The sequence below is a fragment of the Streptomyces sp. NPDC058653 genome (assembly GCF_042716895.1).
GTDB lineage: Bacteria > Actinomycetota > Actinomycetes > Streptomycetales > Streptomycetaceae > Streptomyces.
Map to the genome: position 1 here is coordinate 214061 of NZ_JBHXRM010000002.1, position 22285 is coordinate 236345.

19 protein-coding genes are annotated in these 22285 nt (G+C 73.7%); 8 read left to right on the forward strand and 11 right to left on the reverse strand.

Going from position 1 to position 22285, the window contains the following annotated elements:
- Nucleotides 1-21 precede the first annotated feature (21 nt).
- On the forward strand, nucleotides 22-1338 hold the full coding sequence (locus ACFWU9_RS02690) for a glycosyltransferase 87 family protein (protein WP_384314146.1): 1317 nt from the start codon (nucleotides 22-24) through the stop codon (nucleotides 1336-1338).
- On the opposite strand, the gene ACFWU9_RS02695 is transcribed toward ACFWU9_RS02690, so the two are convergent.
- A complete protein-coding gene (locus ACFWU9_RS02695) occupies nucleotides 1296-2939 on the reverse strand; it encodes a DNA repair helicase XPB (RefSeq protein ID WP_384314147.1) in 1644 nt (547 codons plus the stop codon). The genes ACFWU9_RS02690 and ACFWU9_RS02695 overlap by 43 nt on opposite strands.
- Nucleotides 2940-3174: 235 nt before the next feature.
- Here ACFWU9_RS02695 and ACFWU9_RS02700 point away from each other — a divergent pair, with 235 nt between their 5' ends.
- Nucleotides 3175-3825 carry a VanZ family protein gene (locus tag ACFWU9_RS02700; protein WP_384314149.1) on the forward strand — a complete coding sequence of 217 codons (651 nt, stop codon included), beginning with the start codon at nucleotides 3175-3177 and terminating at the stop codon, nucleotides 3823-3825.
- A gap of 12 nt (nucleotides 3826-3837) precedes the next feature.
- Here the strand turns inward: ACFWU9_RS02700 and ACFWU9_RS02705 are convergent, their stop codons facing one another.
- On the reverse strand, nucleotides 3838-6387 hold the full coding sequence (locus ACFWU9_RS02705; protein ID WP_384314151.1) for a helicase-associated domain-containing protein: 2550 nt from the start codon (nucleotides 6385-6387) through the stop codon (nucleotides 3838-3840).
- A 519-nt stretch (nucleotides 6388-6906) separates the two neighbouring features.
- Here ACFWU9_RS02705 and ACFWU9_RS02710 point away from each other — a divergent pair.
- Nucleotides 6907-7824, forward strand: a complete 918-nt coding sequence (locus tag ACFWU9_RS02710; protein WP_384314153.1) for a nitroreductase/quinone reductase family protein — start codon at nucleotides 6907-6909, stop codon at nucleotides 7822-7824.
- 87 nt (nucleotides 7825-7911) lie between these two features.
- A complete protein-coding gene (locus ACFWU9_RS02715; RefSeq protein WP_384314155.1) occupies nucleotides 7912-8979 on the forward strand; it encodes a hypothetical protein in 1068 nt (355 codons plus the stop codon).
- 66 nt (nucleotides 8980-9045) lie between these two features.
- Here the strand turns inward: ACFWU9_RS02715 and ACFWU9_RS02720 are convergent, their stop codons facing one another.
- The 3 genes from ACFWU9_RS02720 to ACFWU9_RS02730 all read right to left on the reverse strand — a co-directional run bounded on the left by ACFWU9_RS02720 (nucleotide 9046) and on the right by ACFWU9_RS02730 (nucleotide 12097).
- Nucleotides 9046-9855, reverse strand: coding sequence for an ABC transporter ATP-binding protein (locus tag ACFWU9_RS02720; RefSeq protein ID WP_384314403.1), 810 nt, complete (start codon nucleotides 9853-9855; stop codon nucleotides 9046-9048).
- 107 nt (nucleotides 9856-9962) lie between these two features.
- Complete coding sequence (locus ACFWU9_RS02725) at nucleotides 9963-11069, reverse strand: FecCD family ABC transporter permease (RefSeq protein ID WP_384314157.1); 1107 nt, start codon at nucleotides 11067-11069, stop codon at nucleotides 9963-9965.
- Nucleotides 11066-12097 carry a FecCD family ABC transporter permease gene (locus tag ACFWU9_RS02730; protein ID WP_384314159.1) on the reverse strand — a complete coding sequence of 344 codons (1032 nt, stop codon included), beginning with the start codon at nucleotides 12095-12097 and terminating at the stop codon, nucleotides 11066-11068. The genes ACFWU9_RS02725 and ACFWU9_RS02730 overlap by 4 nt, the downstream gene beginning before the upstream one ends.
- Before the next feature lie 107 nt (nucleotides 12098-12204).
- Between ACFWU9_RS02730 and ACFWU9_RS02735 the strand changes: the two genes are divergently transcribed.
- Entirely contained in the window at nucleotides 12205-12918 is a 714-nt protein-coding gene (locus ACFWU9_RS02735) for an HAD family hydrolase (protein ID WP_384314160.1), read from the forward strand.
- Here the strand turns inward: ACFWU9_RS02735 and ACFWU9_RS02740 are convergent.
- Entirely contained in the window at nucleotides 12864-13142 is a 279-nt protein-coding gene (locus ACFWU9_RS02740; RefSeq protein ID WP_384314405.1) for a hypothetical protein, read from the reverse strand. The two genes, ACFWU9_RS02735 and ACFWU9_RS02740, sit on opposite strands and share 55 nt — an antisense overlap.
- A gap of 214 nt (nucleotides 13143-13356) precedes the next feature.
- Here ACFWU9_RS02740 and ACFWU9_RS02745 point away from each other — a divergent pair, with 214 nt between their 5' ends.
- Entirely contained in the window at nucleotides 13357-13740 is a 384-nt protein-coding gene (locus tag ACFWU9_RS02745) for a cold-shock protein (RefSeq protein WP_023540819.1), read from the forward strand.
- A 40-nt stretch (nucleotides 13741-13780) separates the two neighbouring features.
- Here ACFWU9_RS02745 and ACFWU9_RS02750 read toward each other — a convergent pair whose 3' ends face one another.
- The 5 genes from ACFWU9_RS02750 to ACFWU9_RS02770 form a co-directional block, all read right to left on the reverse strand.
- Nucleotides 13781-13912, reverse strand: a complete 132-nt coding sequence (locus ACFWU9_RS02750; RefSeq protein WP_384314423.1) for a hypothetical protein — start codon at nucleotides 13910-13912, stop codon at nucleotides 13781-13783.
- A gap of 93 nt (nucleotides 13913-14005) precedes the next feature.
- Nucleotides 14006-14863 carry a 1,4-dihydroxy-6-naphthoate synthase gene (locus tag ACFWU9_RS02755; protein ID WP_384314163.1) on the reverse strand — a complete coding sequence of 286 codons (858 nt, stop codon included), beginning with the start codon at nucleotides 14861-14863 and terminating at the stop codon, nucleotides 14006-14008.
- Entirely contained in the window at nucleotides 14860-15597 is a 738-nt protein-coding gene (locus ACFWU9_RS02760; RefSeq protein ID WP_384314165.1) for a futalosine hydrolase, read from the reverse strand. Before ACFWU9_RS02760 ends, ACFWU9_RS02755 begins: the two co-directional genes overlap by 4 nt.
- A 44-nt stretch (nucleotides 15598-15641) precedes the next feature.
- A complete protein-coding gene (locus ACFWU9_RS02765; RefSeq protein ID WP_384314166.1) occupies nucleotides 15642-16133 on the reverse strand; it encodes a DUF2771 domain-containing protein in 492 nt (163 codons plus the stop codon).
- A gap of 27 nt (nucleotides 16134-16160) precedes the next feature.
- Nucleotides 16161-17510, reverse strand: coding sequence for an MFS transporter (locus ACFWU9_RS02770; protein WP_384314168.1), 1350 nt, complete (start codon nucleotides 17508-17510; stop codon nucleotides 16161-16163).
- A gap of 418 nt (nucleotides 17511-17928) precedes the next feature.
- On the opposite strand from ACFWU9_RS02770, the gene ACFWU9_RS02775 reads away from it, so the two are divergent.
- The gene (locus ACFWU9_RS02775; protein WP_384314170.1) at nucleotides 17929-18828 is read left to right on the forward strand and encodes a DUF3027 domain-containing protein; all 900 of its coding nucleotides are present in this window, start codon (nucleotides 17929-17931) and stop codon (nucleotides 18826-18828) included.
- Between the two features lie 176 nt (nucleotides 18829-19004).
- On the forward strand, nucleotides 19005-22145 hold the full coding sequence (locus ACFWU9_RS02780; RefSeq protein ID WP_384314172.1) for a sacsin N-terminal ATP-binding-like domain-containing protein: 3141 nt from the start codon (nucleotides 19005-19007) through the stop codon (nucleotides 22143-22145).
- The last annotated feature ends 140 nt before the right edge of the window (nucleotides 22146-22285 follow it).

Sequence of the window (22285 nt, forward strand, 5' to 3'; positions counted from 1 at the left end):
TGATCGGCTAGTGTCGCGGCCGTGACGTACCCGACCGTGACTGTCCGGTCACTTCTCGCAGTTGGCGCCCTCCTGCTGTCGCTGACCGCGCTCGCCGCACTCGCGGCGTTCTGCCAGGCCCCGTCCGACCGGTTCGGCGAGTCCATCCCCGTCGCCGGCCACTTCGAGGTCACCGAGTGGCGGCTGCCCGCCACCTCTCCGCCGTTCGCGGCGATCCTGTTCGTCCCGGCCACCTGGCTGCCGGCTCCCACGCTCACCGCGGTCGTCGTCGTCGGCAACGTGCTGCTTCTCGCTCTCCTCGTCCGGCTGTCCTGGCGGTTCGCCGGGCGGTTCCCCCACTCCCCGTTCTCCGTCACCCCCGTCCCCACACCGGTCTCGGCCGCCCTGGCGGCCCCCGTCCTGCTGGGCGTGCCCCTGCTCGTCGCCGTCGGGCTGTGGCTCGAACCCGTCCTGCGGACCGTCCTCTTCGGAGAGATCGGCCTCGCGCTGGTCTGCCTCGTCCTCTGGGACCTGACCAGGCCCGACCACGCCCTCGGCAAGGGCTTCGCCCTCGGGATCGCGGCGGGTGTCGAGCTGACCCCCGCCCTCTTCATCGCCTATCTGCTGCTCACGGGCCGGGCCGAGGCCGTCCGCGCCGGGCTCACCGCCCTCGCCTCGCTCATCGGCACGATGCTGCTCGGCGCGCTCGTCCTCCCACGGGACAGCCTCGACTTCTGGACGCTACGGGTGTTCGAGACCGGGCGCCTGGGCGAGGGGTGGGCGGCGAACAACCAGTCGCTGCAAGGGCTGTTCGCCCGCGCGTTGCACACCACGGAGCCGGGTGTCGGCTGGGCGGTCGCCTGCCTCGTCACCACGTTCGCCGGGCTGTGGCTGGCGCGCCGAGCCGTCGTACGGGCGGGGCTCGACACCTGGGGCGTGCTCGTCACCGCCCTGACCGCGCTGCTCGTCTCGCCGGTCAGCTGGTCGCACCAGTGGGTCTGGTGCGTGCCGCTGCTGGCGGTCCTGCTCGCGGAGGGCCGTTGGCGTACGGCGTCGGCGGTGGCGCTGGTCTTCGCTGCGCGGACCTTCCGGCTGGTCCCGCACGAGGGCGAGGCGGAGCTCCAACTGCCGTGGTGGCAGCAGCTGTTGGCGGCGCCGTACGTACTGGTGGCGCTCGCGCTCCTCGGGTACGCGGGGTGGCGCTGCCGCCGTGCGGTCACGCACGGGCCGCCGTCCGCGGGCGTGCCGCGCCTCCCGGCCGGGGTCTCGCCACGGCCGGGCGCGTCCCCGAGGTCCCCGCGGCGGCCCGCGGTGGCTCAGCTGCCGGCCAGCAACTCGTCGGCGTCCACGATCCGGTAGGCGTACCCCTGCTCCGCCAGGAAGCGCTGGCGGTGCGCGGCGAAGTCCTGGTCGATCGTGTCGCGGGCGACGACCGAGTAGAACCGGGCCTCATGGCCGTCCGCCTTGGGACGGAGCACCCGGCCCAGCCGCTGCGCCTCCTCCTGACGGGAGCCGAACGTGCCCGACACCTGGATCGCGACCGTCGCCTCGGGGAGATCGATCGAGAAGTTCGCGACCTTCGACACGACGAGCACCGAGATCTCGCCCTGCCGGAACGCCTCGAACAGCTTCTCCCGCTGCGCGTTGCTGGTCTCGCCCTTGATCACCGGGGCGTCCAGATGTTCGCCCAGCTCGTCCAGCTGGTCGATGTACTGGCCGATGACCAGGGTCTGCTCACCCTTGTGCCGTCGGACCAGCGCCTCCGTCACCTTGCGCTTCGTCGCCGTCGTCGCGCAGAAGCGGTACTTCTCCTCCTGCTCGGCCGTCGCGTACGCGAGTCGCTCGCTGTCGGTGAGGTTGACGCGTACCTCGACACAGTCCGCGGGCGCGATGTAGCCCTGCGCCTCGATCTCCTTCCACGGCGCGTCGAAGCGCTTGGGCCCGATGAGCGAGAAGACGTCCGACTCGCGGCCGTCCTCCCGTACGAGCGTCGCCGTCAGCCCCAGCCGGCGCCGGGCCTGGAGGTCGGCGGTGAACTTGAAGACCGGCGCGGGCAGGAGGTGCACCTCGTCGTAGACGATCAGGCCCCAGTCGCGTGAGTCGAACAGCTCCAGATGCGGATAGACGCCCTTACGGCGGACCGTGAGCACCTGGTACGTGGCGATGGTGACCGGCCGGATCTCCTTGCGCGTACCGCTGTACTCGCCGATCTCCTCCTCGGTCAGCGACGTCCGCCTGATCAGCTCGTGCTTCCACTGCCGCGCGGAGACGGTGTTCGTGACGAGGATCAGCGTCGTCGCCTTGGCCTGCGCCATCGCGCCCGCGCCGACGAGCGTCTTGCCCGCGCCGCACGGCAGCACCACGACCCCGGACCCGCCGTGCCAGAAGCCCTCGACGGCCTGTTTCTGGTACGGGCGCAGCGACCACTCCCGCTCGTCGAGCTCGATGGCGTGCGCCTCGCCGTCGACGTAACCGGCCAGATCCTCGGCCGGCCAGCCCAGCTTCAGCAGCGTCTGCTTGATCTGCCCCCGCTCGGAGGGGTGCACGACGACGGTGTCCGGGTCGATCCGCGCCCCGACCAGCGGCTGGACCTTCTTCGACCGCAGGATCTCCTCCAGCACCGGCCGGTCGGTGCTGGTCAGCACCAGCCCGTGGGTGGGGTGCTTGGAGAGCGTGAGCCGCCCGTACCTGGCCATGGTCTCGGCGACGTCCACGAGCAGCGCGTGCGGCACCGGGTAGCGCGAGTACGCCACCAGCGCGTCGATGACCTGCTCGGCGTCGTGCCCGGCGGCGCGGGCGTTCCACAGTCCGAGCGGGGTCAGCCGGTACGTATGGATGTGCTCGGGCGCGCGCTCCAGCTCGGCGAAGGGCGCGATCGCACGACGGCAGGCGTCGGCCTGGTCGTGGTCCACCTCCAGCAGCAACGTCTTGTCGCTCTGGACGATGAGAGGTCCGTTCACAGCTGCGCCCTTTCGTCCTTCGTACGGCCACGACACGCGGCCAAACGTCCAGTGTCGCGCATCGCGGAGGGTTTCGGGGCGGACGCGGGCCCGGCGGTGGCCGGGGCGCGGGCGGACGGGCGCGGACGCCGGGCCGAACCCCGGAGATCAGGTGCGTAGGAGGCGCTCGCGGGGGCAAGCGGGGGCTATGGCCGCAGAGACTGAACGGAACGGGGGGCGGGGGAGTGCTCCCGCCGTGGACGGGGCGAGTCGGCGTACGTCGTGGGGCGGTGCCGTGTTGCGGGTCGTCGTGCTCGTCGTGGCCCTGCTGCTGCTCGTGGGGTTCGCCGCCGTACTCGCCGAGTTGACGCTCACCCCGTCGCCCGCGTCGTCGGAGATCGCCGGGGCCAATCTGCGGCCGGGGCGTTCGCTGCGGCAGTACGCCGAGGACTACACCTTCCTCGCCGCGTGCAAGCAGGTCGGCGGGAACGTGCTGATGGGCGCGCCCTTCGGGCTGTTGCTGCCGGTGCTGGTGCCGCGCAGGTTCCGGATGCTGCGAGTGGTGGCGCTGACGATCATCATGATGACCGTCGTCGAGCTCGCACAGGGTGCGATCGTCGAGGGTCGGGCCTTCGACGTGGACGACGTGATCATGAATACGACCGGCGCGTTCCTCGCGTATCTGCTGCTGGGGCGGCGGTTGAGCCACCGCTTCCACACCCTGGGGCTCCCCGCCGAGGGGAAGACCGCCACCGAGCCGCCCGCCGCCGCGCCGACCGCCGTCAAGCCGCCCGCCGCGAAGAAGACGCCGGTGAAGAAGGCGCCGACGAAGAAGACCACCGCCAGGAAGCCCGCCGCCAAGAAGACCCCGGTGAAGAAGACCATCGCCTGGCGGTTGCGGAAGTAGGCCCCACGGGCCCTACGCCGGGTCGTCCGCCAGCTCGGCCACTCCCGTGATCCGGTGCAGCGGGTACGTGCGGACCTCGTCCGCCGTGTGGTCGTACGCCGTCACGAAGCCGCCCTCGACCCGCACCGGGGCGATCACCCGCTGGCTCGCCGTGCCCTCCGCGTTGACGTAGCCGATCCAGAGCGCCGAGCCCGTCAGCGCGGCGGCCTGGACCGTCGCCAGGGTCTCGGCCGATGTCGTACGGGGCAGTTCGCCGGGCGCCGGGGCCGTCGCCGCCGGTTCCGGGAGCGTCTTGCGGACGACGGTCGCGGCCTGGTCCCCGGCCCGGATCGCGCGCACCGCCGCGCCGAGCAGGGTGGGCGCGGGCACCGGCGGACCGTCCGGGACCGGGACCGGCGGGGTACGGGGCGGGGTGCGGCGCGCGTGGGCGCGGGTGATCAGGACATCGCCCTCGGCGGACTCGGCCGCCGGCGCCAGGCCCATCGCGCGCAGCCCGTCCAGCAGCGTCGTGGGGTCCGCCTGGGCGGCGAGGACGGTGGGCGCGAGACGGCGCAGGCGCAGGCCCTGGGAGCGCCGGTCGGCCAGGATCTCGTCGAGGACGGCCTCGTCGTCGCAGCGTACGTACGCCGACGCGGCGCCGACCCGCAGATGCCCGTGCCGCCGCGCCATGTCGTCGATGAGATAGCTGAGCGGCTGCGGCACCGGCGTGCGGCTGTGCGCCGCGAGGAACGCGTGCAGGTCGGACGCCGACTGCCCGGCGTCCAGGGCGCGGCGTACGGACGCGGGCGTGAAGCGGTAGACGGTCGCGCCGCCACGCGACTCGACGTCCGCGAGCACCGACAGCGTCTCGGCGAGCGGACGCAGCAGCGGCCCCGGCGCGACAGCCGTGAGGTCCGCCTGGAGAAGCACATGGTCGAGGGGTTCGGGCAGGTGGGGCGCCAGCGCGCGGGCGGCCCGCGCTCCCGCGGACCGCGACTCCCCCGGGGTGACGGGGCCCGTACGCGACGCGGGCTTCGGGAAGGCGCCCATCGCCCCGTCCTCCGGTGCGATCAGCGCGCGCCCGTGGGTGGACAGGGCGCCCCGCCCGGTCACCCCGAGCAGCTCCGCCTCGTTCAGCGTCCACGCGGCGATACGCGCCCGCAGGTCCTCGGGCCGGCCCGCGACCGCGCCGCGCAGCGGCCGCTCCCAGCGCAGCCGGGCGAGCACGCTCTCCGGGTCGGGCGCGGTGCCCTCCGGGAGGCTCGACAGCAGCTCCAGCACATGGCGCCGTACCTCGGGCGCGGCGCCCCGGTCCAGGTCGGGACCGAGCGCGGCGAGCGTACGGCCCTTGCTGTCCTGCCCGCCGACGAGGCCCGCCGTGCGGGTGGCGCCGAGCCATGCGGTGGCCAGCCGCGCCCAGCGTTCGGCCGGGGGCAGGTCGGGCCACTGGTCGTACGCCGGCGTCGGCGCGTACCGCTCGTCCGCCTCGCCGTCCGCCGCCAACAGCCCCGCCGCGTAGCCGAGTTCGAGCCAGAACGCGGCCACGGGCTCGGTGACGTCCAGGGCGGTGGCGGTGCGTTTGAGATCGCGTACGGAGAGGCCGCCGGCACGCAGGACGCTCGGGCCGCCCTCGTTCCACTCCTTGGCCAGCTCCTCGATCGTCGCGAGCGCGGTGAACGCCTGCGCCGCCGCCGCGCTGTCCACCACCTGTGGGTGGTCGGTGCCGGGCGACGCCGAGGAGGACGTCCTCGGCGTGGACGGGTGCGGCAGGATCTCCGGCGGCTCCGGCTCGGCGTGCCGGTGCGCGCGCCCGCCGCGCAGATGCAGCGCCGCCTCGCGCGGCAGCACGACCGTCCGCGTGGAGGTCGGCAGCAGCAGCCCGTGGTCGCGCAGCCACTGCACGGGCGGCGCGGGCTTCGAGGTGATCTCGCCGTACGGCGGCCCCCACACCAGCCGGTCGAGAACGCTCAGCGCCTCGGGCGGCGCGGTGTCGAGCAGCGCCGCCATACGCGTGCGGTCGGTGAAGAGCGCGGCCAGCGCCGTGACCGCCGAGACCGGGTCGTGCGTGGAGGGCAGCCCGGCGGTGGTGATGATCTCCTGGATCCGGCCCGGCGACATCCCGGCGGTGGCCTCGGCGACGGTCGGGCCGAGGCCGGTCGGGGAGGGGTGGTTGGGGGACGGCGCCAGGATCTCGCGGGCCGTACGGACCAGCCGCAACCGGTCGTCGGCGCCCCAGATCAGGGCCTGCTCCCGCAGCGAGGCGACGGCGCGCGGCAGGGCGGCCTCGACCTTCGGGTCGCCCTCGTCACCGGTCATCAGCGCGCGGACGGCCTCGTACGGCGCGGGATCGGTCGAGGCCGCGAGCGCCTCGGCGGTCTGGAGCGTGAAACGGTCGAGCCGCTCCAGCGCCCGCATGACGGAGGCGCGGGTGCCGGCCCGGGTGGCGAGCTGCCCGAGGTCGTTGGGTACGGGGCTCAGCAGGTCGGGACGCGCGCGCAGGAGGGCGGCCAGCGCGTCGTCGTCGCGGGTGCGCAGGGCCTCCGCGAGCGTACGCGGGGGCGTTCCGCCGGATCGTTCGGACACGTGCGCCTCCAGGGGCGGCTAGCTGGTACCCATCCGCCCACGTTAGCCCCTGAGCGGCGCCCGGCCGGAGTGTCGGTCCTGCGGCGAGGTGTGCGGTGCGCTGCGGAGACCCCCCGACGCGGGGCCGGTCGCGGGGCGGCGGCGGTCTGTTGACAGGTGCCGACGGCGCCGCGTGTAATGAAAAAGGTGCCGCGTGGCACCGGCCGAAGAGCAGTGGGCGGGCCGGTGACCGGGCGAGCACCCTTCATTCGAGGGATCCGCCATGAGTACGTACATCGCGACCCGTCCCTGATCCGGCCCGACGTAGCGGGTGTCGAGCGAGAGCGCTCGCGCCGCGGCACGTCACCGCCGCGTCTCCCACACGTCCGACGCGCCACACGCGTGTCGCGCGTCTCACCCCTCCTCTTCGCTTTCCTTCCTTTTCCTTCCTTCGCGGCAGCCGGGTCCGGTGCGCGCGGCATCGTCGCGCCGTGCCGGGGACCCGCGCGCCGCCCTCATCTTCCGGAGACCCAGAAACGTATGCCCACGTCGTTCGATGAATCCGTCACCGAGGAGTTCCGCGCCAACGGGGGGAAGGTCGGCGGCCCCTTCCAGGGCGCGAACCTGCTCCTGCTCACCACCGTCGGCGCGAAGTCGGGGACCCGCAGGACCACCCCGCTCGGCTATGTCCGCCACGGCGACGCGCTCCTGGTCGTCGCGTCCAACCTCGGAGCGACCGAACACCCCCACTGGTACCGCAACCTGCTCGCCCACCCGACGGTGGACGTGGAGATCGGCACCCGCGTGTTCGAGGCGCTCGCGGTCCCGGCCGAGGGGGCGAGGCGCGACGAACTGTTCGCGCGCGTCGTCAAGGAGGCCCCCGGCTACGCCGACTACCAGGCCGCGACCGACCGGACCCTGCCGGTCGTGGTGCTGGAGCCGGCCGCGCACCCCGCCGGGGAGGAGCCGCGCGAGGTCAGGACCCTCGCCGACAAGATCCTGGAGGTGCACGACCATCTGCGCGCCCAGTTGCGGCTGGTGACGGCGGACGTCGACGCGCACTTCGCCGCGCTCGCCGCCCACGAGGGGCCCGGCGAACCGCCCGCGCCGAGTCTGGGGCTCCGGATCAGACAGCGGTGTCTGGCGTTCTGCCAGGCGCTGGAGTTCCACCACACCGGCGAGGACGGGCACCTTTTCCCCGGAATCGCCCAGTACCACCCGCACTTGACCGAGGTCTTCGACCGGCTGGGCGCGGAGCACCGTACGGTCGCGCGGATCCAGGACGCCCTGGTCACGCTGCTCGCCGACCTCGGGTCCGCCGAACCCTCCCTGTTCAGGGCCGAGTTGGCGGAGATGACGACGGAGCTGACCGCGCACCTCGACTACGAGGAGGAGGTGATCCTGCCCCTCGTCGCCGAGGTCCCCTGGCCGCCGGCACCGCCCGCGAACACCCCTTAGCGCCCCGGCGGCCCCTGTCGTACTGGACGTACGGGTACAGGCGCGACACCATCGGCCGCAGGTACGCGTGCGGGTGCGGAGGGCAGTGTGGGGATCGAGAGCGACCAGCTCGTCTACGACTATCTGAGCCGGGTCGGAGACGTGGCCCAGCAACGGCAGTTGCCCTCCGGCGAACGGATGAGACTGGTCTCCGAGCTGCGCGGCGAGATCGAGAAGCAGCGCGGCGGGTTCGGCGGCGACAGCCCCGCCGCCGTCCGCCGCATCCTGGGGCGGCTCGGTACACCGGACCAGGTGGTCGGGGCGGCGGCGGGCGGCGGCTCGGGGAACGGCTTCACCCCCCGGCCGCCGGTGCCCGAGGCACCGCCCGAGCCCCCGGCCCTGCCGAAGCAGCGCTCCAGGCTCGGGCTGGGGCTCGGCGGCCCCCGCAAGGAGCGGCGGGGGAACGGGCCTTCGCTGCCGAAGCAGACACGCGGGGCCCGGCCCGAGCCGCCCGCCGCACCCACCGCGTCGCCGCCCCATCTGGCCCCCATCGACGAACTCGGCCCGTCCGGCAGCGAACCGGACTGGTGGCGCGTCGACCCGGGCCCGCTGGGGGCGACCGGGGTCACCGGGTTCGTCGGCGGCGTGGAGATCCCGGAAATACTGAAGCCGCCGCCGACGCCCGAGGAACTCGCCGAGAAGGAGAAGGCGAAGGAGCGCCAGGTGGAGGGCGAGGACGACGACGCCCCGGACGGGGACGAGTCGCCGGACCGCCGCAGGCTGCTGCCACGTCTTCGGCGACGCGCGGCGAAGACGGCCGCCGCCGAGCCCCGCGCGGGCTTCCGGCTCGGCAACCCGTTCCTGCTGCTGGCCGCGGCCCTCCTGGTCGTCGGCGCGGTCCTCACCAACTGGGTGATGCTCGCGGCCGGCTGGGCCCTCGCGTACACCTCGCGCAGGCTGAGCCGTACGGAGGCGAAGCTGGCGGTCTTCGGGCCCCCGATCGCGTCCGTGGCCGGGGGCGGGGTCTGGATCTGGGGCCGGATGAACGGACGTTGGGGCGAGCCGGTCCCGGAGGGCGCGATGAACGAGGCGATCTCGGCGACCTGGCCGGCGGTCGTCCAGGTGGCGGCGGTCGGCTCGGCCCTGTTCCTGGTGTGGCGCTCCCGGCGGGTGTGAGGGACCGGGCCGGGCGCGGTCGGTGAGAGTACGTACGACCCGTCGGTGACCCCGAGTGCCCCGGGACTAGGCCGCGTTCGCGCCGTCCCCGGGGCGGTACGGCGCCGCCGGGACCACCAGGGGGGAGGCCGTCACGGGGTCCGGGATCACCACGGATTCGAGGCCGAAGACCTCGCGGACCAGCTCCGCCGTGACCACCTCCGACGGTGGGCCCTCCGCGACGATCCGCCCCTCCTTCATCGCCACCAGATGATCCGCGTACCGGGCCGCCTGGTTGAGGTCGTGGAGCACCATCACCACCGTGCGGCCCTGGTCGTGGTTGAGTCGGCGGACCAGGTCCAGGACCTCCACCTGGTGCGCGATGTCCAGGAACGTCGTGGGTTCGTCGAGCAGCAGCAGGTCGGTCTCCTGAGCCAGCGCCATCGCGATCCATACGCGCTGGCGCTGGCCGCCCGACAGTTCGTCCACCGACCGCTCGGCCAGCTCCGTGACGTCCGTCCGCGCCATCGCCTCCGTGACCGCCCGCTCGTCCTCCTCCGACCACTGCTGCCACCAACGCTGGTGGGGCTGGCGTCCGCGCGAGACCAGGTCGGCGACCGTGATCGCCTCGGGCGCGGAAGGGGACTGCGGCAGCAGTCCGATCGACCGCGCGATCCTCCGGGTCGCGATGCCCGCCAGCTCCGCGCCGTCCAGCAGCACGGAACCGCTCCTCGGCTTCATCAGTCGGCCGAGCGCGCGCAGCGTGGTCGACTTGCCGCAGGCGTTGGGGCCGACGATGACGGTCACCCGCCCGTCGGGGACGGCCAGTTCGAGCTCGTGGACGACCGTGCGGTCGTCGTAGGCGAGGGTCAGCTCGTGCGCCGTGAGCCGGCTCAAGCCGCCCGCGCCGTCCGTGCCGTCCGTGCCGTCCGCGTCGCCTGCTCCGGTCGTGCCGCTCGTGCCGGTCACGCCCTCCGTGTCGCTCACGCCGCTCGTCTCCATGCTCATGTCCCGGCTCCCGTGGTGCGGCTGCGAATGATCAGCCAGATCAGATACGGCGCGCCGATCGCGGCCGTGAGCACGCCCACGGGCAGTTCCGTGGGTGCGAACAGCTTGCGCGCGAACAGGTCGGCGAGTACGACGATCACCGCGCCGAGCAACGCCGAGCAGAGCAGCGGGATCTGCGCCGTACGCGTCATCCGCCGCGCGATCTGCGGCGCGAGCAGCGCCACGAAGTCCACCGGCCCGGCCGTGCCGGTCGCCACCGAGGCGAGCACGACGCCGAGCATCACCAGCCCGAGCCGGATGTGCCCGAGGCGTACGCCGAGCGCGGTCGCCGTCCCGTCGTCCAGCGAGACCGTGCGCTGGGCGTACGCCGCCCACCCCACCGCGGGCAGCAGGATCAGCAGCACCCAGCCGAGCGGCGCCGCCTCGTCCCAGCCGCGCCCGTTGAGCGAGCCGGTCATCCACACCTGGGCCTGCTGGGCGACCAGATAGTCGCCCTTCGTCATGAACAGGGTGGTCAGCGAGCGCAGCGCGATGGCGACGCCGATGCCGATGAGGACGAAGCGGGTGGCGTGCAGCCCGCCGCGCCAGGCGAAGACGTACACGAGCACGGCCGCCAGGATTCCGCCGGTGACCGAGAGGTACGGCAGGACGGTGAACGACGTGACGCCGTACGTCATCGCGAAGACCGTCAGCACGCTCGCGCCCTGGGTGACACCGATGATGTCGGGGCTGGCGAGCGGGTTGCGGGCCACCGTCTGGATCAGCGCGCCGGAGACACCGAAGGCGGCGCCCACGAGCAGACCGACCACCATGCGCGGCAGCCGCAGGGTGCCGACGACCAGTTCGTCCGACGACGGCTGTCCGAGGACCACCTTCAGGACCTCGGCGGGGGAGACGAAGCTCTCGCCGACGCTGAGATAGGCGACGCAGCTGAGGCAGAGCAGGAGGACGAGGCCGAGCGCGACGGCGGCGGCGCGCCGGTGCAGGAGGAACGAGACGGGCCGGCCGCCGAGCCGGGCACGTACGAGGGCGTAACCGGCGGGCCGCACCCCGGCGCGCGCGCCCGCGCCCGCGACCTTCCGGTCGACAGTCGTCGTACTCACGCCGGCACCGCCTTCCTGCGTACGAGAGCCACCAGGAACGGCACGCCCAGCAGAGCCGTCATCACGCCCGCGGGCACCTCGCCCGGCGGGAACAGGATCCGCCCCACCACGTCGGAGACCAGCAGCATCACCGGGCCGATCAGCGCGGCCATCGGCATCAGCCAGCGGTGGTCGTTGCCGACGATCGCGCGGGCGATGTGCGGGACGGCGAGGCCGACGAACGCGATCGGGCCGGCCGCCGCGACACCGGCCCCCACGAGCACGGTCGCGCCGACGCCGCCCACCAGGCGTACGGCCCCGACGTTCTGGCCGAGCCCCTTCGCGACGTCCTCGCCGAGCGCGAGCGCGTCGAGCCCGCGGGCGACGGAGACCACCAGCACCGTACCGATGACGAGGAACGGCCAGACCTGGCCGACCAGTTCGGCGTCCCGGCCCGCCACCGACCCCACCTGCCAGAAGCGGAACTCGTCCAGGGCGGCGGCGCGCGTGGTCAGGACGCCCATGGTGACGGAGACCAGGAGCGCGTTGACGGCGGCGCCGCCGAGGGCGAGTTTGACCGGGGTCGCGCCGCCTCTGCCACGGGTGGCGATCGCGTACACCGCGACCGACGCGAGGGCGGCGCCGGCGAACGCGAACCAGACGTAGCCGGTCAGCGTGTGCACCCCGGCGAACGAGATGGCCATGACGACACCGACCGCCGCGCCCTGGCTGATGCCGAGGATGCCCGGGTCGGCGATGGGGTTGCGGGTGATGCCCTGGAGGACCGTACCGGCGAGCGCGAGGGCGGCGCCGACCATCAGGCCGACGACGGTGCGGGGCACCCGCAACTGCCGTACGACCTCGGCGTCGTCGCCGTGTCCCCCGCCCAGCAGGGCGTCGAACACGGCGCTCGGCGCGACGGCGCGGGCCCCGACCGCGAGGCTGAGCAGGATCGCGAGCAGCAGGGCCGCCGCGGCGGCGGCCGTCCAGCCGATACGGCGGGCGACCAGAACGCGTCTGGTGCGGTGGGTCGTCGGGGCGGCTGGCATCGGGACCAATCGGGTACTGGGGTGTGGCGAAGCTTGGTAAGGCTTGGCTAAGTCTATGCATCGAATCAAGCCATCGACCGGCCGAGGGGGCCATGCACAATGCTTGTATGACTTCGATCCCGGTCCCGGCCCCCGCCCCGCTCCCGGCCTCGCGTCCGTCGTCCGGCTCCCCCCGGCCGTTGACGGTCGGCTTCGACCTCGATATGACGCTCATCGACTCCCGGCCGGGCATTCACGCCGCCTACCTGGCACTTTCCGCCGAGACCGGCGTTCTGATCGATGCCGACCTGGCCGTGACGAGGCTCGGGCCGCCGCTCGACGAGGAGTTGGCGCACTGGTTCCCGGCCGAGCGCATCGGGGAGATGGGTGACCGGTACAGGGAGATCTATCCCACACACGCGATCACGCCGACCCTCCTGATGCCCGGCGCCCGCGAGGCCATCGCCGCGGTACGGGCGCTCGGCGGGCGGGCGATCGTCGTGACGGCGAAGCACGAGCCGAACGCGAAGCTGCATCTCGCGCATCTCGGCGTCGAGCCGGACGAGGTGATCGGCTGGCTGTGGGCGGAGGCGAAGGGCGAGGCGCTGCGTGCGCACGGCGCGAGTGTGTACGTCGGCGACCACACCGGCGACGTACGGGGCGCCCGTACGGCGGGTGCGCTCTCGGTCGCGGTGCCGACGGGCCCCTGCGACGAGGACGAACTGCGGGCGGCGGGCGCGGACGTGGTCCTGCCCGACCTGCTGGCGTTCCCCGAGTGGCTGACGTCCTACGTGGCGGACGGGCCGTCCGGGGAGACGGCGGTCGAGGCGGACCTGGCCTGACGGCGCTGCGCGGCGATCGACCGGAACAGTCCGGCGCCGGCGATCACGAAACCGACCGCCATCAGCATGCTGAGCGCGTAGGCGACCGTCGGGAACGGGTCCGTCCCGAGGAACAGTGGGGCCACGGTGACCAGTGTGGCGACCGCGCCGGCGATGAAGACGAGCGCGCCGATCCGCACCAGCCGGTCGCCGGGCCCGGCGGTCCGCGCCGGCGGTTCCGGCAGGGGCCCGGTGGTGGGTTCGGCCGCGGGTGACGAAGGAGTAGCACTCACTCCACCAGGGTAGTTCCCTGCGGACAGGAACCAACCGGCGACGTCTTGTCACCAGCCCCTGGACCATTAGCCTTGGGGACGGCGGGTCGTCCGACCCGCTGTAGTGCTATCCAGAGCCGTTCTGTGCGCGCCAGCGCCCCCAACACATATGAGGACGAGGACAGACGTGCCTACCGGCCAGGTCAAGTGGTTCAACCGTGAGAAGGGCTTCGGCTTTCTCTCCCGTGACGACGGCGGCGACGTCTTCGTGCACTCATCGGTCCTCCCTGCCGGAGTCGACGCACTGAAGCCGGGCCAGCGCGTCGAGTTCGGCGTCGTCGCAGGCCAGCGCGGTGACCAGGCCCTTTCGGTCACGGTCCTCGACCCGGCGCCCTCGGTGGCGGCCGCCCAGCGCCGTAAACCGGACGAACTGGCCTCGATCGTCCAGGACCTGACGACGCTTCTGGAGAGCATCACACCCACGCTGGAGCGGGGCCGTTACCCCGACAAGGCCCAGGGGGCGAACATCGCGGGCCTGCTGCGCGCGGTGGCGGACCAACTCGACGTCTGAGCCGTATCGGACCCGGTCCCGACCGGGGCGCGCGGCGGCCTCAGTAGGCGAGCGCCTCGACCACCATGGGGGCGTGGTTGGTCAGGCGCCACTCGTAGATCTCGGGCCCCGCCGCGTGCAGCCGCTCCAGGGCCTCTTCCAGAATGCCGCCGGTGTTCGCGTCGTTCGTCATGCGGCGACGCTATGCCGGTGCCGGGGAGCGCGTATCGGCCGCGGGGACCACTCCCCCGGGGGCCGGAGCCCTAGGTCCCGCAGGTCCCCCGGGTCAGCCGAAGGTCAGCGCGTCCGGGGAGAGCTTCGGGACCAGGCCCTCGTCCGAGGCGCGGGTGAGCAGGCCCCGGACCGCCGCGTAGCCGTCCGGGCCCAGGTCGGCGGTGAACTCGTTGACGTACAGCGCGATGTGCCGGTCCGCGACCGCCGGGTCCATCTCCTGCGCGTGCGCCCGGACGTAGGGGCGTGAGGCCTCCGGGTCGTCCCACGCCATCCGGACCGACGTACGCGCCGACTCCGCCAGCGTCTGGAGCGTGTCCGCGCCCAGATTCCGCTTCGCGATGATCGCGCCCAGCGGGATCGGCAGGCCCGTCGTGGACTCCCAGTGCTCACCCATGTCGGCGAGGCTGTGCAGCCCGTAGTCCTGGTAGGTGAAGCGCGCCTCGTGGATGACGAGCCCCGCGTCGACCTCGCCGTCGCGCACCGCCGGCATGATCTCGTGGAAGGGCATGACCACGATCCGGCCGACCCCGCCCGGCAGGACGTCGGCGGCCCAGAGCCTGAACAGCAGGTAGGCGGTGGAGCGTTCGGAGGGGACGGCGACGGTCGCGCCGGTCAGGTCGGTGTCCGGCCCCCGGGTCAGGACCAGTGGGCCGTTGCCCCGGCCGAGCGCGCCGCCGCACGGCAGCAGCGTGTACTCGTCGAGGACCCACGGCAGCACGGCGTACGACACCTTCAGTACGTCCAGCTCGCCGCGCTCGGCCATGCCGTTGGTGAGGTCGATGTCCGCGAACGTCACGTCGAGTTCGGGCGCGCCCGGCACCCGCCCGTGGGCCCAGGCGTCGAAGACGAACGTGTCGTTGGGACAGGGCGAGTACGCGATCCGCAGGGGCGGCACGGCGGCGTGGATCATGGCGACTCCTCGAAGACGGGGCTGAGTTGCCCGCAGGCGTACCGCAGCGCCTCCAGCGCCTGGCCGATACGCCAGGCCGAACGGTCGCGCGGGCCGACGGCGTTGGAGACCGCGCGGATCTCGACCACCGGCACGCCGTACGCCGCCGCCGCCTCCGCGACGCCGAAGCCCTCCATGGCCTCGGCGGCGGCGCGCGGATGACGTGCGGTCAGCTCGGCGGTGCGGGCGGCCGATCCGGTCACGGTGGAGACGGTGAGCACGGGCGCGTGGACGGCGTCCAGCAGACGCGCGATCCGGGTGGAGAGCTCCGGCGGCGGGCGGTGGACGGTGCGGCCGAAGCCCAGCTCGTCCACCGGGAGGAAGCCCTCGGGCGTCTCGGCGCCCAGGTCGGCGGCGACGATCGCGTCCGCCACCACCAGCGAGCCGACGGGGGCGTGCGGCCGGAATCCGCCGCCGATGCCGGCGGAGACCACCAGGTCGTACGGCGCGGACGAGAGCTCCGCGCGGGCGAGGGCCGTCGCCGTACCGGACGCGACGGCGGCGGGGCCGACCCCGGCCGCCAGCACATCGGCGCCGGGGCGGGAGGTCAGGACGTAACCGCCCGGCAGCCGGCGCTCCCCGGCCGTGTCCGTCGCGTCCGTCGTGTTCGGGACCGGCATGTCCGTCACCGCGCCGAGCCCGCCGCAGACCGCGTCGGCCTCGGCCCGCACGGCCGTCACCACCAGTACGCGCACGAACGCCCCTCCCTCGCCCGGAAGTCCGGCGACACCGCCAGGTGTCAGGACTTCTTCTTGAGCTGGAAGTTCCAGACCCCGGTCACGGCCCGCTTCTTCTCGCTCGTCTCGACGATGCTCAGGCTGACGGACGAGATCTGCTCACCGGTCTGCGAGGAGAAGAACACCTCGGCCGGGAAGGTGCGGTAGGTGTTCTTGTCCGGCTCGGGCTCGACGCGCTGGCCCTCGATGTAGAAGGTCCAGCCGTTGTCCGCGATCTCCGGGTCGACACCGAAGTGGATCTTGTCGTCGGGGGAGACCTTGACCGTCTTACGGCCGGAGGTGTCGTTGAGGCACTTGTCGAGCGCCGCCTCCGTGCCCACCGAGTTTCCGTCGTTGTAACAGGCCGCCTCGGAGTGCACGGAGTCCGTGCCGACCGTCAGCGTCGCGAGCGGCGTCGGCTTGTCGCAGGCCGAAAGGGCGAGCAGGCCCGCGGACATGGCGCCGAACGCGGCACCGGTCCGGCGGACCCTGGCAGAGAGAAACGGGACGGTCATGAGCCGAAGGCTATCGCCCGGCCGTGCTCAGGCGGCGCGCGGGTGCGGCGCGCCGTGCCGGGCCGCGCCGAGCAGCCCGCGCACGGAGAAGGCCGCCCCGGTCGCCAGCAGACCGGCGGCCACCGACATGCCGAGCACCCCGTTGAGCGGCAGGGCGATCCCGATCGCGCCGCCCACCACCCAGGACATCTGGAGCAGCGTCTCGACGCGGGCGAAGGCGGACGTACGGACCTCCTCCGGCACGTCCCGCTGGATGCACGCGTCCAGCGACAGCTTCGACAGCGCCTGCGAGAAACCGGCCAGGGCGGTGAGCACCGCGATCATCACGCCGCCGAAGAACACCGCCGCGAGGACCGCCGCCGTCAGCGCGAGCCCCAGCACGGTCACGATGATCAGCTCGGGCGCCCGGGCCTTGAGCCAGGCGCCGACCGCCGTACCGACCGCGTTGCCCGTACCGGCGGAGACACCCACGATCGCCAGCGAGACGGCGGCGCTCTGCCCCGCGAGCGGATGCTGCCGCAGCAGGAACGCCAGGAAGAAGATCAGAAAGCCGGAGAGCGCGCGGTGGGCCGCGTTCGACTGGAGGCCGTTGAAGACCGACGGGCCCACCGAGCGCAGGCTCGGCCGCTTCTTCGCCCCGCGCGCCACCAGCCGCACCCGGCGCTCGCCCTTCGCCGAGTCCACCTTCGGCGGCATCGTGAACGCCAGGAAGGTCCCCGCGGCGAAGATGACGAACGCGCCGTACAGCGGCCACTCGGGCCCGATCTGGTGGAGGCCGGCCCCGATCGGGGCCGCCGCGCCCGTCGCGAGCAGTCCCGCGAGCGTCACCCGGGAGTTGGCCCGGACCAGGGGGAAGTTCGGTGGGAGCAGCCGTGGTACGACCGCGCTGCGGACGACCCCGTACGCCTTCGACGCGACGAGCACGCCCAGCGCGGCCGGATACAGTTCGAGCCCGCCCGACGCGACCGCGCCCGACATGGTCAGCGCGAGCAGTGCCCTGGTGAGCATGGCCGCGGCCATCGCGGCCCGGCGGCCGTGCGGCAGGCGGTCCAGGAGAGGGCCGATCACCGGGGCCAGGAGCGTGAAGGGAGCCATGGTGACGGCGAGGTAGAGGGCGACGCGGCCCCGGGCCTCGTCGGTCGGTACGGAGAAGAAGACCGTCGACGCGAGGGCGACGGTGATCATGACGTCACCCGCGCCGTTCACGGCGTGCAGCTCGATCAGTCTGCCGAGCCCGGACTCGCCCGCGCCGTGCGCGTGCGTGGCCTTGCGGATGCCCCTCGCGGTGCCGGTGAACGGCAGGTGGAGGGCGCGCCCGACCGTCCGCCCCGCTCTGCGGAGCGGACCGGAGCGCTCGGACGACCTGACGGCTGCCACCCCGTCATAGTGCCCCCACTTCGGGTGGGGGAACGCCCGTGACGTCCCTGACGCGCGGACTTCAGCTGTTCTTCTCATTACTTTGCCGAGATTTCACAGCCGCCCAGGAGCCCTGTACGCGGACGGTCGCGGACCCTTTCCCGGGGCGTCGCACCGCCCCCGGGCTGCCCGAACTCCGGGAAAGGGGGCGTGCAGGTGGGCGGCGGGCGGTGGAGGGGGTAGCGTGCGTAGCGCGCCACCGGCGGTTGTTCTCGGCCGCGCGCCTCTTCGTCATCCCGCAGAATGGTTGACGGTAGGTGTGCCCGGGAGAAGTCGGGCGTGGACGTCGATGCGGCCCTCTGGTCCGCTCCGCCCTCGGCCCGTGCATCGTGAATCGGCCGGCGCACCCGTGAAACGGCGTAGGAGAGAAGCGAGACCTGTGAGTGCTGCGACGACTCGAAGCCGAACCCCCGACCGCCTGTGCGCCGAGGCGGTGGACCTCGCGAGGTCGGCGGCCGAGGAGGCTGCCGCGCCCGGTGTCGTCGGCGAGCATGTGGCGGTGGTGTCCGAGGGCGACCGTGTAGTCACGCACCTCTTCGAATGCAAGGAGATGGGCTACCGCGGCTGGCGGTGGGCGGTGACCGTCGCCCGCGCGTCCCGCTCCAAGCTCGTCACCCTCGACGAAACGGTGCTGCTGCCCGGCCCCGACTCCCTCCAGGCGCCCGAATGGGTGCCCTGGAGCGACCGGCTGCGCCCCGGCGACATGGGCCCCGGCGATCTGCTGCCCACCGAGGCGGAGGACCTGCGCCTGGAGCCCGGCTACAGCGGTGAGGACACACCACCGCCGAACTCCGCCGTACCGGACGCCGTCACCCCGCAGGCGCTGGCCGAGCTGGTCGAGGCGGAGGACGCCGAGGAGACGGACCGCGGCGCCGCACCGGCCGACGGGTCCACCCCGCTCAGCGTGCGCGGCACGATCGCGGCGGTCGCCGAAGAACTGGGCATGCGCCGGGCCAGAGTGCTCTCCCGGTACGGGCTCCATATCGCGGCCGACCGCTGGGACGAGTCCTTCGGCGCCAAGACCCCGATGGCACAGGCGGCACCCGCGCCCTGTGTCTCCTGCGGTTTCCTCCTGCCGCTCGCGGGCTCGCTGCGGCAGGCGTTCGGCGTCTGCGCCAACGAGTTCTCCCCGGCCGACGGCCGGGTGGTCTCGCTGGCGTACGGCTGCGGCGGCCACTCCGAGGCGGCGGTGATGCCGACACCACCCCGCCCGGCACCGCACGTACTGGACGAACTGGGCGCGGACGCGTTCCCGCTGGGGCCCGCCGACACCGACTAGCCCTCCGCCGGGGGCCCTTCTCCGCCGCCCGGCCGCTCTCGCGAAGCTGTCCGGAACTCGCTGATCCGGTGTGACCTGGACGTTCGTGCCCGCGTGGGGCGGGTGCCTTCCACATGCCGGGCACCGCGCCCCTGCCCGTCCTCCTCGCGCGGTACCTTCGGGCCGCACACTTACCGATGCGGGACCGGCAGGCGGAGAGAGCGGAGTCACAGGTGAGCGTCACGACGACCGAGGGGGCCGACCCGTTCGGAACGGCTCGGCTGCGGCGTGCGGTACTGGCCTCGTGGGGCGCGGCTCCCGCCCGCTTCCGGGAGGACGCCAACGCCGAGGAGGATCTCGCCCTCGGCGGCTACCGTGACCGGCTGATCGTGGAGCTGGCGCAGAACGCAGCCGACGCCGCCGCCCGGGCCGGCGCCCCCGGCAGGCTCCGGCTCACCCTGCGGGCGGCCACCGCCGAAGGCCCCGCCGTGCTCGTGGCCGCCAACACCGGCGCGCCCCTCGACGCGGCGGGCGCCGAATCCCTCAGCACCCTGCGCGCCTCCGCCAAGCGCGAGGGGCACGAGTCCGCCGTCGGACGCTTCGGTGTGGGCTTCGCCGCCGTCATCGCCGTCAGCGACGAACCCGCCGTCGTCGGCCGGCACGGCGGTGTGCGGTGGTCGCTGGCCGAGGCCCGCGAGCTGGCCCGGGAGACCGCCGCGACGAGCCCCGGGCTCGCCGACGAGCTGCGCCGCCGCGACGGGCAGGTGCCGCTGCTGCGGCTGCCGCTGCCCGCCGAGGGCAGCGCCCCCGACGGTTACGACACCGTGGTCGTACTCCCCCTGCGGGACGGGACCGCGCTCGACCTGGTGGAGCGGCTGCTCGGCGCGATCGACGACGCGCTGCTGCTGACCCTGCCGGGGCTCGCCGAGATCGTCGTCGAGACCCCCGGCGGCGAGCGGGTGCTGAGGCGCTCCGAGCACGGCCCCTACGTGCACGTCGAGGACAGCGAGGCCGGGGCCACGAGCCGCTGGCGGGTCGTCAGCCGCCATGGCGCGACCGCGCCCGAACTGCTCGAAGGCCGGCCCGTGGAGGAGCGTCTGCGGCCCCACTGGGCGGTCACCTGGGCCGTGCCCGTGGACGCCGACGGTGCCCCCGTGCCGCCCCGTACCGCGCCCGTCGTGCACGCGCCCACCCCGACCGACGAACCCCTGGGCGTCCCGGCCCTGTTGATCGCCTCGCTGCCCCTGGACACCACCCGGCGGCACCCCGCGCCGGGACCGCTCACCGACTTCCTCGTGGAGCGCGCCGCCGACGCGTACGCCGAACTCCTCGGCGACTGGCGACCGGTGTCCACCGGCACCATCGACCTGGTGCCGGGACCGCTCGGCAAGGGCGAGCTGGACGGTGTGCTCAGGGCCGCGGTCCTGAAGCGGCTGCCGCGAGTGGCCTTCCTCGAACCGGCCGCCCCCAGCGAGGAGTTGACCGCGCTGCGGCCCTTCGAGGCCGAGGTCGTGGAGGGCGCGGGCGCCGACACCGTACGCGTACTGGCCGAGGTGCTGCCCACGCTGCTGCCCGCCGGGCTCGAACGGCGCACCGAGCTGCGGTCCCTGACCGTGGGCCGGCTGCCGCTCGGCGAGGCCATCGAGCGCATCGGCGGCAGCGAGCGCGACCCCGAGTGGTGGCGGCGGCTCTACGAGTCCCTGGCCGGCGTCGACCCGGACCGGCTGTCAGGACTGCCGGTGCCGCTCGTCGGCGGCCGTACGGCGATCGGCCCCCGCCGGGTCCTGCTGCCGCTGGCGGAGACCCCGGCCGATCTGGCCAGGCTCGGACTGAAGGTGGCGCACCCCGACGCCGCCCACCCGCTGCTGGAGAAGCTGGGCGCCCTGCCCGCGACCCCCCGCGCCGTACTGACGACGCCGGAGGTACGGGCGGCGGTCGCCGCCTCGCTGGACGCGGGCGAGGTCTGGGACCAGGAGCGGTCGCTGGACTCCGACGAGCTGGCCGAGACGGTCCTCGCGCTGGTGCGGGACGCCGACCTGGACGTCGGCGACGAGCCGTGGCTCGCCGCGCTCGCCCTGCCCGACGAGGAGGGCGAACTCGCCCCCGCCGGTGAACTCGTGCTGCCCAGCAGCCCGTTCGCCTCCGTCATGCGCGAGGACGAACTCGCCCTGTGCGACGCCGAGCTGGCCGAGCGCTGGGGCGAACAGCCGCTGGCCGCCTGCGGGGTGCTGGCGAACTTCACCCTCGTACGCGCCACGGACGTCGTCCTGGACCCGGACGAACTGGAGCCGCGCGACGGCGACTTCGCCGAGCCGGACGACGCCGGGCTGCTCGACGCCGTCGACGTCTGGTGCGAGGACGTCCTGGACCGGCTGCCCGAGACGCCCGTGCCGCCGGTCGCCACCGAGATCGTCGCCGTACGCGACCTGGACCTCGTGGACGACGACGCCTGGCCGCAGGCCCTCGCCCTGCTGGCCCGGCCGCCGCTGCGCGACGCGCTCACCACGCCCGTACGTGTACTGCTGCCCGACGGCACGACCGAGAGCGTGCGCTCGTACACCGCCTGGTGGCTGCGCGACCACCCCGTGCTCGACGGACGGCGCCCGGCCGGTCTGCGCGCGGCGGGCGGCGACCCGCTGCTGGCCGGGCTCTACGACGCGGTGGACGCCTCCGGGTTCGAGGACACCGAGGTGCTGCGCGCGCTGGGCGTACGGACCTCGGTGGCCGCCCTGCTGGACGAGCCGGGCGGCGCCGCCGAACTGCTCTCCCGGCTGGCCGACCCCGACCGGGAGGTGACGGCCCGTCAGTTGCACGCCCTCTACACGGCGATCGCGGATCTCGACCCCGAACAGGTCACGCTCCCCGACGAGTTGCGCGCCGTCGTCGACGGCGAGGTGCGGATCGTGGACGCGGCGGACGCCGTGATCGCGGACGTACCCGATCTGCTGCCGCTGACCGGGGGGATGCCCCTGCTGCCGGTGGCCCCCGCGCGCGCCGCCGAACTCGCCGAGCTGCTCCAGGTCGGGCGGCTCGGGGAGTGCGTCACGGCGGAGGTGACGACGGAGGGCGAGGAGTACGAGGTCCCGGAGTCCGTCCACGTACTGCTCGGCGCGGGCACCCCCGACACCTACGTCGAGCACGAGCGGCTCCTCGCCGGCGGTGTGGAGCTGGACTGGCGGCGCACACCGGACGGCACGGTCCACGCGTCCACCGTCGAGGGCGTCGCCGCCGGGCTGGCGTGGTCGGCGGGGCAGTGGCCGCGCCGCTTCGAGGTGGCCGCGCTGCTGGAAGACGCCTCGCGCACCGAGGAGTTGGCGCGGGACCGCTGGTTCGACTGACGGCGCTCCGGCCGGCACCGCGCACGTCCGCCCGCGCGACCCGGATGTGTGACCTTCACGAAAAAGTCACGTCGCACACAACCATCGGTCTCCGCTCCTCGTCTGACCAGGCGAGCCAACAGGCTCACTGACACATGGGG